We start from the raw sequence: 15,019 nt of genomic DNA, 5'->3' as shown, positions 1-15,019 counted from the left end.
CGCACGTCGCCCCGGCCCTGCACGTCCCCCGCGCTCTGCGCCTCCTCATGCCCCGCGCATCGCCCGCCTCATGCCCCGCGCATCGCCCGCGCTCCTACGCCTCGCTCACTTCCCCCGCGTACGGCGGCTCGGCGCCCGCTCGGGAGCAGGTGACCGCCGCCGCGCGCGCCGCGAACCGCAGCAGCCGCTTCCAGCCGTCAGCCCCCAGACCCGCAAGAGCCGGGACGGACAGGGCGTCCCGGGCGGACAGTCCGTGCAGCAGCGCCGCGTTCACCGTGTCGCCGGCGCCGATCGTGTCCACGACGTCGGCCTTCTCACCCGGCACCGCGTACTCGCCGCCGTCCCGGACGAAGGCGGTCAGGCCGTCGCCGCCATGGGTCATCACGACCGCCGCGGGACCCGCGTCCAGCCACTCGCGCGGGGAACCGCCGAGCCACCGGGCGTCCTCCTCGGACAGCTTGAGCAGCGACACCGAGGGCAGCCAGCTCATGAAACGGGCGCGGTAGGCGTCCGCGTCCGCGATCAACCCCGCCCGGATGTTGGGGTCGAGCGCGATGAACACCCCCTGGGCGGCCGCACTCCGCATCAACTCCTCGTAGGCGCTCGCGCCCGGCTCCAGGACCAGCGAACAGGTGCCGAAGGACACGGCCCGCGTCCCGGCGGGGAGCGCCGGGGGCGTCGCGAACAGCCGGTCCGCGGTGCCCTCGACATAGAAGGAGTAGGCGGCGGAGCCGTCCTCGTCGATCGTGGCGACCGCGAGGGTGGTGGGTTCCGTGCCGCGCTGCACACCGGAGACGTCCACGCCGGCCGCTCGCAGCCCGTTCAGCAGCGCCTCCCCGAAGGCGTCGCGGGAGGTGCGGGAGCAGAAGGCGGTGGGGGAGCCCAGCCGGCCGAGGGCCACGGCGGTGTTGTACGGGCCGCCGCCGAGCGCCGGCCTCAAGGCGGCGAGGGCACCGGTGCCCTGCGGGACCAGATCGATCAGAGCCTCACCGGCGACGACGATCACGAGACGGTTCCTTCCTCGGACTGAGGGGACTGAGGGGACTGGGGGACTGCGGGGACTGCGGGGACTGCGGGGATCGGGCGGACTGCGAGGACTGCGCGGAGCGGACCATTGGACCGCGTGGCCGGTCCCGCGTCCGGGCCCGGCACATCGCCCCGGTATCGTGCGGTCTGTACAGCCCCTCACCAGTGGAGATCCTCATGCCCGGCCGTCCCTCCCCGAGCCGTCGTACCGTCCTGCGTGGAGCCGCCGTCGCTCCGGTCGCGGGGCTCGGCCTGACCGCGTGCTCCCTGGCCGGTGGCACCACCACCTCCGCCGTGCCGACCGCGCCCGTCGACCTCGGCGCCGAGAGCGACATCGCCGAGGGGGGCGCCAAGCTGTACCAGGACCACAACGTCGTGGTCAGCCGGGCCGCGGACGGCTCGCTGAAGGCGTACAGCACGATCTGCACGCACGCGCGGTGCGCGATCAGCACGCTGCGGGGGACGAAGCTGATCTGTCCGTGCCACGGCAGCGAGTTCGACGCCACCACCGGCAAGGTGCTGCGCTCCCCGGCCGGCGCGCCGCTCGACGAACTGCCGGTGCGGGCCGAGAAGGGCAGGATCGTCGCCGGTCCGCAGGCCTGAGCCGCGGCGGGCATCACCGGGCCCGGGGGCGGCTCACTCCCACTCCCAGCCGATCCCCACGAGTCCCGTCCGCACCCGCGCCTCCACGAGGTGGACCGAGTGGTGGCGCCCGCTGAGGGCGAGTTCCTGTCGGCCGCTGCGGGGGGCCGCCGCCGAGTGCTGCGCGAAGCGGTGACAGCGCACCGGCAGTGCCCGCTCGTCGAAACACACCTGGAGCGCGTACTGCCCGCCGGCCGGCCCGAAGGCGCGGACGTACTCGCTCGACACGCCCGCGGTGCCGTCCTCGACGCCGTACCGGAAGAGGAACGTGTCCCCGGCCCGCAGCCGCGTGTCGAAGAGCAGCTCCGCCACGAGCACGCCGGTCTCCGCGTGCGTGCGCACCCGCCCGGTGCGGCAGTTCTCCAGCGCCCGCACGCCCATGCGCTCCGGCACGCACCCGGGATCGCCGTGGTGCACGGCCACGAACCGGTCCACGCCGTCCCGGTGGGCGCGCACGATGTGGTGCGACTCGCGTCCCGCCAGTTCACGGCGCGCTCCGATCCGTATCCGCTCGTGGTGGCCGAGGGCGTGCAGACCGCCGTCGGACGGCAGGCCCAGCTCGGCCAGCAGCCGGTCCAGGATGCCCGACGCCTCCACCAGGGAGCGGTAGGAGCGGCCGCCGGGCCGCTGCCCGGAAGGCCCGTCCCCCTCGGAGAGCAGCCTGATCAGGGACTCCTCGGGCAGTTGCAGGATCTCCTCCAGCGCCCGTACCGCGCGCAGGGACTCCGGCCGCTGCGGGCGCCGGGCGCCCTGCTGCCAGTAACTCAGGCTCGTCACGCCGACCTTGACCCCGTACCGCGACAGATGGTGCTGCACTCGTTGCAGCGGCAGTCCACGGGCGGCGATCGCGGCGCGCAGCGCGACATGGAACGGGCCGCCCCGCAGGGCCGTGGCCAGCTCCGCGGTGGCGACGGCGGCGACGTCCGCGTGCTGTGTGGCGTGCGGCATGCAGGGGCCTTTCTGTGAAAGCTCGCTTCGGCTGGTCAGACCGGTTCGCGTCGCCGTGGGGCATCCGTCGGCGTCCGGGCGTCTTCACATCCGTAGGCCCTGGTTCACGGCCCCGGATGCCTCCGCATTGAAGCGTGTCGGCCAAGTCCCGACAACACCTGGAGCCCGGGAGCGTCGTACCGCCGGCCGGGACGCGATCGGACGCCGGGGGACCGGGGCCTGTCCTGGCCCCGGGACCTCAGGGAACGGGTCCGTTCCCGGGCCGGCAGGAGAAGGAACGACCGGAAGACGGCCGTCCCGCCACGGCGCCGCGAGCCTGTGGACGACGGTCCCCCGGCGTTGTCCACAGGCTCGCCGCGCTGTCACCCCTCGCCAGTAGGGTGTGAGACATGGCCGACCCCTCCAGCTACCGCCCCCGTCCGGGACAGATCCCGGACTCTCCCGGGGTGTACAGGTTCCGCGACGAGCACCGCCGGGTGATCTACGTCGGAAAGGCGAAGAGCCTGCGCCAGCGCCTGGCGAACTACTTCCAGGACCTGGCGAACCTGCACCCGCGCACCCGGTCGATGGTCACCACGGCCGCGTCGGTGGAGTGGACGGTGGTGTCCACCGAGGTCGAGGCGCTGCAGCTGGAGTACTCCTGGATCAAGGAGTTCGACCCCCGGTTCAACGTCAAGTACCGCGACGACAAGAGCTACCCCTACCTCGCGGTGACGATGAACGAGGAGTACCCGCGCGTGCAGGTGATGCGCGGTCACAAGAAGAAGGGCGTGCGCTACTTCGGCCCGTACGCGCACGCGTGGGCGATCCGCGACACCGTCGACCTGCTGCTGCGCGTCTTCCCGGTCCGCACCTGCTCGGCCGGCGTCTTCAAGAACGCCGCCCGCACCGGCCGGCCCTGCCTGCTCGGCTACATCGGCAAGTGCTCCGCGCCCTGCGTGGGCCGTGTCTCCGCCGAGGAGCACCGCGAACTGGCCGAGGAGTTCAGCGACTTCATGGCCGGCCGCACCGGCACGTACCTGCGCCGGCTGGAGCAGCGGATGCGGGAGGCGGCCGAGGAGATGGAGTACGAGCGGGCGGCGCGCCTGCGCGACGACATCGAGGCCCTGAAGAAGGCCATGGAGAAGAACGCCGTCGTGCTCGCCGACGCGACCGACGCCGACCTGATCGCCGTCGCGGAGGACGAGCTGGAGGCGGCCGTGCAGATCTTCCACGTGCGCGGCGGACGCGTGCGCGGCCAGCGCGGCTGGGTGACCGACAAGGTCGAGGAGATCACCACCGGTGCCCTCGTCGAGCACGCCCTGCAGCAGCTCTACGGCGAGGAGAGCGGCGACGCGGTCCCCAAGGAGGTGCTGGTCCCCGCCCTGCCCGACCCGGTGGAACCCGTCCAGGAGTGGCTCGCCGGGCGGCGCGGCTCGGGCGTCTCGCTGCGCATCCCGCAGCGCGGCGACAAGCGGGCCCTGATGGAGACCGTGGAGCGCAACGCCCAGCAGGCCCTCGTGCTGCACAAGACCAGGCGCGCCTCCGACCTCACCACCCGCTCGCGTGCCCTGGAGGAGATCGCCGAAGCCCTCGACCTGGACAGCGCGCCCCTGAGGATCGAGTGCTACGACATCTCGCACCTCCAGGGCGACGACGTGGTGGCCTCCATGGTCGTCTTCGAGGACGGCCTGCAGCGCAAGAGCGAGTACCGCCGCTTCCAGATCAAGGGCTTCGAGGGGCAGGACGACGTCCGCTCCATGCACGAGGTGATCAGCCGCCGCTTCCGGCGCTACCTCGCCGAGAAGGAGCGGACGGGGGAGTGGGCGGACGGCGAGAACCCGGACGCGGACGGCTCGGGCGACAGCACCGGCAACGGCCTCACCGAGGACGACGGCCGCCCCAGGAAGTTCGCCTACCCGCCCCAGCTGGTCGTGGTCGACGGCGGTCAGCCGCAGGTCGCCGCGGCCAAGAAGGCCCTCGACGAACTCGGCATCGACGACATCGCCGTGTGCGGGCTCGCCAAGCGCCTGGAGGAGGTCTGGCTGCCGGACCAGGACGACCCGGTGGTCCTTCCCCGCACCAGCGAGGGCCTCTACCTGCTGCAGCGCGTCCGAGACGAGGCCCACCGGTTCGCCATCACCTACCAGCGCACCAAGCGTGCCAAGCGATTCCGCGCGAGCCCCCTGGACGACGTGCCGGGCCTCGGAGACACCCGCAAGCAGGCGCTGCTGAAGCACTTCGGCTCGCTGAAGAAGCTGCGCTCGGCCACCATCGACCAGATCTGCGAGGTACCGGGCATAGGCCGCAAGACGGCCGAGACCATCGCCGTGGCCCTCGCCCAGGCCGCGCCGGCCGCACCCGCCGTGAACACGGCGACCGGAGAGATCATGGAGGAGGAACCCGGCACCATGGGTTCCGGCGGGGAACCCGTGACGACGGGGGCACCGGACCAGCGACGGGGGCAGGAGACATGAACGACACCGAACACGGACGACAAGACCGAAGCGGAGACGGAGCACAGGTGAGTACGGGCCCGACCATCGAGGCGGCCGGGGTGCCCGACGCCGCGATCCCCGAACTGGTGATCATCTCCGGCATGTCCGGCGCCGGGCGTTCGACGGCGGCCAAGTGCCTGGAGGACCTCGGCTGGTTCGTCGTGGACAACCTGCCGCCCGCGCTGATCCCCACCATGGTGGAGCTCGGCGCCCGCTCCCAGGGCAACGTGGCACGCATCGCGGTCGTCGTCGACGTGCGCGGCCGGCGCTTCTTCGACAACCTCCGCGAGTCGCTCGCGGACCTGGAGGCCAGACACGTCACCCGGCGGATCGTCTTCCTGGAGTCCTCCGACGAGGCCCTGGTGCGCCGCTTCGAGTCGGTGCGCCGCCCGCACCCCCTCCAGGGCGACGGACGTATCGTCGACGGCATCGCCGCCGAACGCGAACTGCTGCGTGAACTGCGCGGCGACGCCGACCTGGTCATCGACACCTCCAGCCTCAACGTGCACGAGCTGCGCGCCAAGATGGACGCCCAGTTCGCCGGCGAGGAGGAGCCCGAGCTGCGGGCCACCGTGATGTCCTTCGGCTTCAAGTACGGCCTCCCGGTCGACGCCGACCTGGTCGCCGACATGCGCTTCCTGCCCAACCCGCACTGGGTCCCGGAGCTGCGCCCCTTCACCGGCCTCAACGAGGAGGTCGCCGCGTACGTCTTCAACCAGCCCGGCGCGAAGGAGTTCCTCGACCGCTACGCCGAGCTGCTGCGGCTGATCGCCGCCGGATACCGCCGCGAGGGCAAGCGCTACGTGACCATCGCCATCGGCTGCACCGGCGGCAAGCACCGCTCGGTCGCCACGTCGGAGAAGCTCGCCGCGCGTCTCGCGGCCGAGGGTGTGGAGACGGTGGTCGTGCACCGGGACATGGGACGGGAATGAGGCAACGCTCTCTGCGGCTGAGCAGGCTGCGCCGGGCCGTGCCCGACGGGCGCGGCGGACGGCTCGTCGAGACCCGCGGCGCCCGGCCCCGCCGCCGCGGCGCACAACCCAAGGTGGTCGCCCTCGGCGGTGGCATGGGCCTGTCCGCCTCGCTCGCCGCGCTGCGCCGGATCACCGGCGACCTCACCGCCGTCGTCACCGTGGCCGACGACGGCGGCTCCAGCGGGCGCCTGCGCGACGAGCTGGGCGTACTGCCGCCCGGCGACCTGCGCAAGGCACTGGCCGCCCTGTGCGGCGACGACGACTGGGGCCAGACCTGGGCCCGGGTCATCCAGCACCGTTTCCACTCCCAGGGCGACCTGCACGACCACGCGGTCGGCAACCTGCTGATCGTCGCCCTGTGGGAGCAGCTCGGCGACCACGTCCAGGCCCTGGACCTGGTCGGCAGACTGCTGGGCGCGCACGGGCGCGTGCTGCCCATGTCCGCCGTACCGCTGGAGCTGCAGGCGCTGGTCAAGGGCCACGACCCGGACCGGCCGGAGCAGGTCGAGACCGTCCGCGGTCAGGCGACCGTCGCCCTCACCCGCGGCGAGGTGCAGTCCGTGCACCTCGTACCGCACGACCCGCCCGCCGTCCCCGAGGCGCTGGAGGCGGTGCTGGACGCGGACTGGGTGGTGCTCGGCCCCGGTTCCTGGTTCTCGTCCGTCATCCCGCACCTGCTCGTCCCCGAGCTGCTGGACGCGCTCACGCAGACCAAGGCACGCCGGGTACTCTCACTGAACCTGGTGCCGCAGCCCGGAGAAACCGAAGGCTTCTCCCCGCAGCGTCATTTGGAGGTTTTGGGACGACACGCCCCTAAACTCGCCCTGGACGTGGTGCTGGCCGACGAGGCCGCCGTGCCCGACCGCGACGTACTCGTCGAGGCCGCCGAGCGGCTCGGGGCCGCGGTCGAGCTGGCGCCGGTGGCCCGGACGGACGGGACTCCAAGACATGATCCGGAGCTCCTCGCCGCCGCGTACGACCGTATTTTTCGGATGCATGGAAGGATCGGCCCATGGCGATGACGGCAGCGGTGAAGGATGAGATCTCCCGGCTCCCCGTCACCCGGACCTGCTGCAGGAAGGCGGAGGTCTCGGCCGTCCTGCGGTTCGCCGGCGGCCTCCACCTGGTGAGCGGGCGCATCGTGATCGAAGCGGAGCTGGACACCGCGATGGCGGCCCGCCGCCTCAAGCGGGACATCCTGGAGATCTTCGGCCACAGCTCCGAGCTGATCGTGATGGCGCCGGGTGGACTGCGCCGCGGTTCGCGCTACGTCGTCCGGGTCGTCGCCGGCGGCGACCAGCTGGCCCGGCAGACCGGCCTGGTGGACGGTCGCGGCCGCCCGATCCGCGGCCTGCCCCCGCAGGTGGTGTCCGGCGCCACCTGCGACGCCGAGGCCGCCTGGCGCGGAGCCTTCCTGGCACACGGCTCGCTCACCGAGCCCGGCCGCTCCTCCTCCCTGGAGGTGACCTGCCCGGGCCCCGAGGCCGCGCTCGCCCTGGTGGGCGCCGCCCGCCGCCTGTCGATCGCCGCGAAGGCCCGCGAGGTGCGGGGCGTCGACCGGGTCGTCGTCCGTGACGGTGATGCCATCGGCGCGCTGTTGACCCGGCTCGGCGCACACGAGTCGGTGCTGGCCTGGGAAGAGCGCCGGATGCGCCGCGAGGTGCGCGCCACCGCCAACCGGCTCGCCAACTTCGACGACGCCAACCTGCGCCGCTCCGCCCGCGCGGCCGTCGCCGCCGGTGCCCGTGTGGCCCGCGCCCTGGAGATCCTCGGCGACGACGTCCCCGAGCACCTCGCCGCCGCCGGCCGGCTGCGCATGGAGCACAAGCAGGCCTCCCTGGAGGAACTGGGCGCCCTCGCCGACCCGCCGCTGACCAAGGACGCGGTCGCCGGTCGCATCCGCCGCCTGCTGGCGATGGCCGACAAGCGCGCCTCCGACCTCGGCATCCCGGGCACGGAGTCGAGCCTCACCGAGGAGATGGCGGAAAACCTCGTGGGCTGACCACGCGCCCGCCCGACCTGCCGGTGCCCGTCGCGTGCGGGTCCGGCACCGCCTCCCCCTTCCCCCGAGCGGTCCCGTTCCCCGGGGAGACACGCCCCCGTCCGTGTCGGACCGCCCGCGCCGGAATGCGCTCCACCGGTTCCCCACCGTCCCGCGGGATCACCGCGCCGCCTTCGGTTCCTGCGCCTTCGGTTCCTGCGCCTTCGGTTCCTGGGTCTGCGGTTCCTGGGTCTGCGGTTCCTGGGTCCGAGGTGCCGCGGAGGAGGCGGCCATGACCCGGTCGACGGCGAGGATCGGCAGCACCGTCGCCACGCTGCCCACGACGCCGACCCACAGCGCGCCGACCACACCGATCGCCGAGCCGAGCCACCCGGCCACCAGCGCCGCCGGCGGCATGCTCCCCCAGACGACGAAGCGGACGGAGGCGTTCATCCGGCCCAGGAGATGCTTCGGGCACAGCGACTGCCGCAGGCTGACCTGGGTCACGTTGAACAGCAGCGCGCCCACCGTCAGACCGAACTCCCCGACCAGCAGGACCGCCCCGGCGAGGACCTTGCCGTGCGGTGAGACGGCCGCGGCCAAGGGGTTGGCGACGGTGAACAGGGCCGCCATGAGCAGGCCGCACGACATCACGGCGCCCGCGCTGAAACGCTTGCGGGCCCTCGGCGCGAGCAGGGCGCCCACCACGCCACCCGCGGCCCCGCAGGTCATGACGAGCCCCAGCACGAACGAGTCGAAGCCGATGGTCCGCATGACCAGGACCGGGACCAGGGTGGACACGAGGGTGGCGAAGAAGTTGGACACCCCCATGGAGACCGCCAGCCGCCGGACGACGGGCTGGTCCCGGACGAACCGCAGGCCCTCCCCGATGTCGGCCGTCAGGTGCCGGCGGCCCCCGCCCTCCTCCGGTGCCGGCCTGCGCTCACCGTCCCTGGTCACGCCGAGGGACAGGAGGCCGACCAGGTGGGCGAGGGCGTCGACGAGCATCACGACCGGTGCGCTGACGACCCGCATGAGCAGCCCGGCCACCGCGGGCCCGCCCAGCGCGGACACCTGCGCCGTGGCCTCGAGCCGGGCGTTGGCGGCCCCTATGTCCTCCTCCGGCACCAGGACCGGAACATACGACTGGGAGGCGACGTCGAGGAAGACGCTCACCACGCCCACGACGACGGCGACGGCGTAGAGCACCTCGATACGCAGGTCCCCGGTGAGCAGGAGAACCGGGATCACCAGGATGGTCAGGCAGCGGGTCAGAGCCGCCCACATCATCGTCCGGCGCTTGGGCATCCGGTCCACCCAGGCGCCCGCGGGCAAGCCGATGACGAGGTAGCAGACGGTGGACGCCGCGGCGAGCACACCCACCTGCCGGGTGTTCGCGTCGAGCGGTCCGACGGCCGTAACGGACAGCCCGAGCGTGCCGATCCGGGTCCCGAACCCGAAGAGCGTCTGCCCGAACCAGAAGCGTCCGAAATTCGCCGACCCCACGGAGTACGTGCTCACGACATCACCATCAGGACCTCCGTCACGAGGACCTCCGGCATGGGGACCTCCGCCGTCAGGACCCCGACGGACTCGTCCCACCTCGCCGTCCCCCTCGGCATTCGAGCCGGACCTCGCGTTCATGCGGCCATCCGTGACAGGGCCCGGTGTGGCACCGATGGAGATCGTCGACGACCGGCCGACCGAAGTCATCAGGGTCCCGGCAGGTTGACCGGAAAACGCCCCGTGGCGGCGCCGCGGAAGACCGCTTCGCGAGCCGTCGCCGGCCGTTCCGGCACCGGTCGGAACGCCCCCGTCGGGCGGTCCGTACCTCTACTGACGGGTACGTCGCGACGTGCCGGGTATGGGGCATCTCGATGTCACCCGGAAGCCCCCGGGGAGGTAGGGTCGGGGGTGGTCGGGGACATCCCATACAGCTCGCCGGCACGTGCCGGCGTACCAACGAGGAGATCGGTTCGTGACGATCCGCGTAGGCATCAACGGCTTTGGCCGCATCGGTCGTAACTACTTCCGCGCGCTGCTGGAGCAGGGTGCAGACATCGAGATCGTGGCTGTCAACGACCTGGGTGACACCGCGACCACCGCACACCTCCTGAAGTACGACACCATCCTGGGCCGCCTCAAGCAGGAGGTCTCCCACACCGCCGACACCATCACCGTGGACGGCAAGACCATCAAGGTGCTCTCCGAGCGCGATCCCGCCGACATCCCGTGGGGCGAACTGGGCGTCGACATCGTCATCGAGTCGACCGGCATCTTCACGAAGAAGGCCGACGCCGACAAGCACATCGCCGGCGGCGCGAAGAAGGTCCTCATCTCGGCTCCGGCCAAGGAGGAGGACATCACCATCGTGATGGGCGTCAACCAGGACAAGTACGATCCGGCGAACCACCACGTCATCTCCAACGCCTCCTGCACCACCAACTGCGTGGCGCCGATGGCGAAGGTCCTCGACGAGAACTTCGGCATCGTCAAGGGCCTGATGACGACGGTGCACGCGTACACCAACGACCAGCGCATCCTGGACTTCCCGCACCGCGACCTGCGCCGCGCCCGCGCCGCCGCGGAGAACATCATCCCCACCACCACCGGTGCCGCCAAGGCCACCGCCCTGGTGCTGCCGCAGCTCAAGGGCAAGCTGGACGGCATGGCCATGCGCGTCCCGGTCCCCACCGGCTCCGTCACCGACCTCGTCATCGAGCTCAGCCGCGAGGTCACCAAGGAAGAGGTCAACGCCGCCTTCCTCAAGGCCTCCGAGGGCGAACTGAAGGGCATCCTCGAGTACACCGAGGACCCGATCGTCTCCTCCGACATCGTCAACGCCCCCGCGTCCTGCACCTTCGACTCCTCCCTGACGATGGTTCAGGAGGGCAAGAACGTGAAGGTCATCGGCTGGTACGACAATGAGTGGGGCTACTCCAACCGCCTCGTCGACCTCACGGTCTTCGTCGGCGACCAGCTCTGATCACCCCAGCAGGCACCTCGATGTGAGAACAGGGCTCGGGCAGCGCACCGCCGCGCTGTCCGAGCCCTGTGTCGCGTGGCTGTGGCCCGGTCGGCCCTCGCGGCCGCGCCGCGCGGACAGCAGCCTCACGGACATGAGCCGCCCTCTCGGGCGTCCGAGCCTCCCGAGTCCCCTTTAGGAGTCCTCATATGAAGACGATCGACGAACTTCTCTCCGAAGGCGTCGGCGGCAAGCGGGTCTTCGTCCGCGCCGACCTCAACGTGCCGCTGGACGGCACCACGATCACCGACGACGGCCGCATCCGCGCCGTCCTGCCCACCGTCAAGGCCCTCGCCGAGGCCGGCGCCCGTGTGGTCGTCGCCTCGCACCTCGGCCGTCCCAAGGGCGCCCCGGACCCGGCCTTCTCGCTCGGTCCGGCCGCCGCCCGCCTCGGCGAACTCCTCGGCACCACGGTCGAGTTCGCGACCGACACGGTCGGCGAGTCCGCCCGCTCGACGGTCGCGGGCCTCGCCGACGGCCAGGTCGCCGTCGTCGAGAACCTCCGCTTCAACGCCGGCGAGACCTCCAAGGACGACGCCGAGCGCGGCGCCTTCGCCGACAGGCTCGCCGAACTCGCCGACCTCTACGTCGGCGACGGCTTCGGCGCGGTGCACCGCAAGCACGCCTCGGTCTTCGACCTCCCGGCCCGCCTGCCGCACGCCGCCGGCTACCTCATCGCGAACGAGGTCGCCGTACTGAAGAAGCTCACCGAGGACGTCCACCGCCCCTACGTGGTGGCGCTCGGCGGCGCCAAGGTCTCCGACAAGCTCGCCGTCATCGACCAGCTGCTCGGCAAGGCCGACCGTCTCCTCATCGGCGGCGGCATGGCCTACACCTTCCTCAAGGCCAAGGGCTACGAGATCGGCAAGTCCCTCCTTCAGGAGGACCAGGTCCCGGCCGTGCGCGAGTACATCGAGCGGGCCGAGAAGACCGGCGTCGAGCTGGTCCTCCCCGTCGACGCGCTGGTCTCCACCGGGTTCCCGGACCTGAAGACCAAGGCCCCCGCCAACCCCACCACCGTCGCCGCGGACGCCATCCCGGCCGACCAGCAGGGCCTGGACGTCGGTCCCGAGACCCGCAAGCTGTACGCCTCGAAGCTCGCCGACGCCGCCACCGTCTTCTGGAACGGTCCCATGGGCGTCTTCGAGCACCCCGACTACGCCGAGGGCACCAAGGCGGTCGCCCAGGCCCTCATCGACTCGAAGGCCTTCACGGTCGTCGGCGGCGGCGACTCCGCCGCGGCCGTGCGCCTGCTGGGCTTCGACGAGGACGCATTCGGCCACATCTCGACCGGCGGCGGCGCCTCCCTCGAATACCTCGAGGGCAAGACGCTCCCCGGCCTCGCCGCACTGGAGGACTGACCCACAATGAGTACGCGCACGCCGCTGATGGCGGGCAACTGGAAGATGAACCTCAACCACCTCGAGGCCATCGCACACGTCCAGAAGCTCGCCTTCGCCCTGGCCGACAAGGACTACGAGGCCGTCGAGGTCGCCGTCCTGCCGCCCTTCACCGACCTGCGCTCCGTGCAGACGCTGGTCGACGGCGACAAGCTCAAGATCAAGTACGGTGCCCAGGACCTCTCGGCGCACGACTCCGGCGCCTACACCGGCGAGATCTCGGGCCCGATGCTGGCCAAGCTGAAGTGCACGTACGTGGCCGTCGGCCACTCCGAGCGCCGCCAGTACCACCACGAGACCGACGAGCTGGTGAACGCCAAGGTCAAGGCGGCGTTCAAGCACGGCCTGACCCCGATCCTGTGCGTCGGCGAGGAACTGGAGGTCCGCGAGGCGGGCGACCACGTCACGCACACGCTCGCGCAGGTCGAGGGCGGCCTGAAGGACGTCCCGGCCGAGCAGGCCGAGACCGTCGTGATCGCCTACGAGCCCGTCTGGGCCATCGGCACCGGCAAGGTCTGCGGCGCCGAGGACGCCCAGGAGGTCTGCGCCGCCATCCGCGGGAAGATCGCCGAGCTGTACACGCAGGAGCTGGCCGACAAGGTCCGCATCCAGTACGGCGGCTCCGTCAAGGCCGGCAACGTCGCCGAGATCATGGCGCAGGCCGACATCGACGGGGCCCTGGTCGGGGGCGCCTCGCTGGACGCCGACGAGTTCGTCAAGATCGTGCGTTTCCGCGACCAGTGACACGAGCTGGGAGTATGCGGTAGCGACGATCCGTCGTACCCTTGCGGGGGCACAGCCATGGCGCTGTGCCCCCGTCGTCCATCCGAATCCGAGGAAGTTGGTCCAGCCGTGGTTTTGGGGTTCTCGATCGCCCTGATCGTCTTCAGCCTGCTGCTGATGCTGCTGGTGCTGATGCACAAGGGAAAGGGCGGCGGCCTCTCCGACATGTTCGGTGGCGGCATGCAGTCGTCCGTCGGCGGCTCCTCGGTCGCCGAGCGCAACCTGGACCGCATCACCCTGGTGGTCGGTCTGCTGTGGTTCGCGTGCATCGTCGTACTGGGCATCCTGATGAAGACCAACAGCTGATCAAGGCAGACGCGGTTCACCACGCAGGCACTACCGCAGCACATTTCGTACGTAAGGCCCCATGTTCGGTACGCGCACCTGAGCGCGGCCTATCATGGGGCTTGCGTCTGGGTGTGGGGCGGTAACTCCAATCACTGGACGCGCGTTGGGCCTTACGTAGACTGAGGCGCTCGCAGCGAAGCGGAACGCCGACTCGCTTCGCGGCACCATCACGCAGGGAGTTACGACCGTGGCAAGTGGCAACGCGATCCGAGGTAGCCGGGTCGGGGCGGGGCCGATGGGCGAGGCCGAGCGTGGCGAGTCCGCGCCGCGGCTGCGCATCTCCTTCTGGTGCTCCAACGGGCACGAGACCCAGCCGAGCTTCGCCAGCGACGCGCAGGTACCCGAAACCTGGGACTGCCCGCGCTGTGGCTTTCCGGCCGGACAGGACCAGGACAACCCGCCGGACCCGCCGCGCACCGAACCCTACAAGACGCACCTCGCCTACGTCCGGGAGCGGCGCAGCGACGCGGACGGCGAGGCGATCCTCGCCGAGGCGCTCGCCAAACTCCGCGGCGAGATCTGACAGTTGTGAGCCGGCCGGGCGCCCAGGGGTGCCTGGCCGCACGTGTCCGCGGTGCCCGTCGGCGCGCGTGCGCACCCGGCCCGCGGAGCCCCGCCGTGCCCCGGTTCCGCCGTGGCCGCACGGGGCCGCGCCCTGCCGCCGCCCGCCGGGCGGCCGTCTTCTTCGCCCTGTTCCGTCATTTCGCCGACACCTGCGCTCAAGCCGTACGTACCTGTTGTCGCGCCGTACGACGACGCGACGACGGCTCACCTCACCGGCTGATCAATTAGGTTGGAACAGCCCGGAGCAGGCAGGAAAGAAGGCTGAAGTCGGACATGAACGCACACGGCCGTACCAGGCTGAACCAGACGCCCGAGTGGACCGCGCTGACCAGGCACCGCCAGGAACTCGGTGAGACGCGGTTGCGCGACCTGTTCGCCGCCGACCCCGGCCGCGGCACCGGCTACACGCTCGAGGTGGGTGACCTGTACGTCGACTACTCCAAGCACCTGGTCACCGACGAGACGCTGCGGCTGCTGCGCGAGCTGGCCGCCGCCACGGATGTGTTCGGCCTGCGCGACGCGATGTTCCGCGGCGAGAAGATCAACGTCACCGAGGACCGGGCGGTGCTGCACACCGCGCTGCGTGCCCCGCGCGATGCGGTGATCGAGGTCGACGGCGAGAACGTGGTGCCCAAGGTCCACGAAGTCCTGGACAGGATGGCCGGCTTCGCCGAGCGCGTCCGCTCGGGCGAGTGGACCGGCCACACCGGCCGGCGCGTCCGCAACGTCGTCAACATCGGCATCGGCGGCTCCGACCTGGGCCCGGCGATGGCGTACGAGGCGCTGCGTGCCTGGACGGCACGGGAGTTGACGTTCCGGTTCGTGTCGAACGTGGACGGCGCCGACCTGCA

13 protein-coding genes and 1 pseudogene are annotated in these 15,019 nt (G+C 71.4%); 11 read left to right on the top strand and 3 right to left on the bottom strand.

Annotated features, from left to right (window positions below; genetic code table 11):
• Window positions 1-94: 94 nt before the first annotated feature.
• Window positions 95-1,006, bottom strand: a complete 912-nt coding sequence (locus tag VKA29_RS03245) for a carbohydrate kinase (protein ID WP_324783606.1) — start codon at window positions 1,004-1,006, stop codon at window positions 95-97.
• 197 nt (window positions 1,007-1,203) lie between these two features.
• On the opposite strand from VKA29_RS03245, the gene VKA29_RS03240 reads away from it, so the two are divergent.
• Window positions 1,204-1,629 carry a Rieske (2Fe-2S) protein gene (locus tag VKA29_RS03240; protein WP_324783605.1) on the top strand — a complete coding sequence of 142 codons (426 nt, stop codon included), beginning with the start codon at window positions 1,204-1,206 and terminating at the stop codon, window positions 1,627-1,629.
• A 33-nt stretch (window positions 1,630-1,662) separates the two neighbouring features.
• Here VKA29_RS03240 and VKA29_RS03235 read toward each other — a convergent pair whose 3' ends face one another.
• Entirely contained in the window at window positions 1,663-2,616 is a 954-nt protein-coding gene (locus VKA29_RS03235; RefSeq protein WP_324783604.1) for a hypothetical protein, read from the bottom strand.
• Window positions 2,617-3,005: 389 nt separating this feature from the next.
• Here VKA29_RS03235 and uvrC point away from each other — a divergent pair, with 389 nt between their 5' ends.
• The 4 genes from uvrC to whiA are packed head-to-tail and all read left to right on the top strand — an operon-like array spanning window position 3,006 to window position 8,069.
• On the top strand, window positions 3,006-5,072 hold the full coding sequence (uvrC, locus tag VKA29_RS03230) for an excinuclease ABC subunit UvrC (RefSeq protein WP_324783603.1): 2,067 nt from the start codon (window positions 3,006-3,008) through the stop codon (window positions 5,070-5,072).
• The gene (rapZ, locus tag VKA29_RS03225) at window positions 5,069-6,025 is read left to right on the top strand and encodes an RNase adapter RapZ (protein ID WP_324783602.1); all 957 of its coding nucleotides are present in this window, start codon (window positions 5,069-5,071) and stop codon (window positions 6,023-6,025) included. Before uvrC ends, rapZ begins: the two co-directional genes overlap by 4 nt.
• Window positions 6,022-7,089 (top strand): uridine diphosphate-N-acetylglucosamine-binding protein YvcK, encoded by a 1,068-nt coding sequence (locus VKA29_RS03220; protein WP_324783601.1) that lies wholly within the window; start codon window positions 6,022-6,024, stop codon window positions 7,087-7,089. The genes rapZ and VKA29_RS03220 overlap by 4 nt, the downstream gene beginning before the upstream one ends.
• The gene (whiA, locus tag VKA29_RS03215; protein WP_324783600.1) at window positions 7,080-8,069 is read left to right on the top strand and encodes a DNA-binding protein WhiA; all 990 of its coding nucleotides are present in this window, start codon (window positions 7,080-7,082) and stop codon (window positions 8,067-8,069) included. The genes VKA29_RS03220 and whiA overlap by 10 nt, the downstream gene beginning before the upstream one ends.
• A 159-nt stretch (window positions 8,070-8,228) precedes the next feature.
• On the opposite strand, the gene VKA29_RS03210 is transcribed toward whiA, so the two are convergent.
• Window positions 8,229-9,569: an MFS transporter gene (locus VKA29_RS03210; RefSeq protein WP_324783599.1), complete on the bottom strand. Its 1,341-nt coding sequence runs from the start codon at window positions 9,567-9,569 to the stop codon at window positions 8,229-8,231.
• Window positions 9,570-10,026: 457 nt separating this feature from the next.
• Between VKA29_RS03210 and gap the strand changes: the two genes are divergently transcribed.
• From gap to VKA29_RS03180, 6 genes and pseudogenes are all read left to right on the top strand, one after another.
• Window positions 10,027-11,034, top strand: a complete 1,008-nt coding sequence (gap, locus tag VKA29_RS03205) for a type I glyceraldehyde-3-phosphate dehydrogenase (RefSeq protein ID WP_324783598.1) — start codon at window positions 10,027-10,029, stop codon at window positions 11,032-11,034.
• Between the two features lie 188 nt (window positions 11,035-11,222).
• Window positions 11,223-12,434, top strand: coding sequence for a phosphoglycerate kinase (locus VKA29_RS03200; RefSeq protein ID WP_324783597.1), 1,212 nt, complete (start codon window positions 11,223-11,225; stop codon window positions 12,432-12,434).
• A gap of 6 nt (window positions 12,435-12,440) precedes the next feature.
• Window positions 12,441-13,217 (top strand): triose-phosphate isomerase, encoded by a 777-nt coding sequence (gene tpiA, locus VKA29_RS03195; protein WP_324783596.1) that lies wholly within the window; start codon window positions 12,441-12,443, stop codon window positions 13,215-13,217.
• 114 nt (window positions 13,218-13,331) lie between these two features.
• Window positions 13,332-13,562 (top strand): preprotein translocase subunit SecG, encoded by a 231-nt coding sequence (secG, locus tag VKA29_RS03190; protein ID WP_324783870.1) that lies wholly within the window; start codon window positions 13,332-13,334, stop codon window positions 13,560-13,562.
• Between the two features lie 229 nt (window positions 13,563-13,791).
• Window positions 13,792-14,127, top strand: coding sequence for an RNA polymerase-binding protein RbpA (locus VKA29_RS03185; RefSeq protein WP_079060169.1), 336 nt, complete (start codon window positions 13,792-13,794; stop codon window positions 14,125-14,127).
• A 314-nt stretch (window positions 14,128-14,441) separates the two neighbouring features.
• Window positions 14,442-15,019, top strand: a pseudogene (locus VKA29_RS03180) (glucose-6-phosphate isomerase); the annotation flags it as partial.

Source organism: Streptomyces sp. H51 (genome assembly GCF_035656535.1).
Lineage (GTDB): Bacteria > Actinomycetota > Actinomycetes > Streptomycetales > Streptomycetaceae > Streptomyces.
This window is presented reverse-complemented; position numbering and strand designations above follow the sequence as displayed.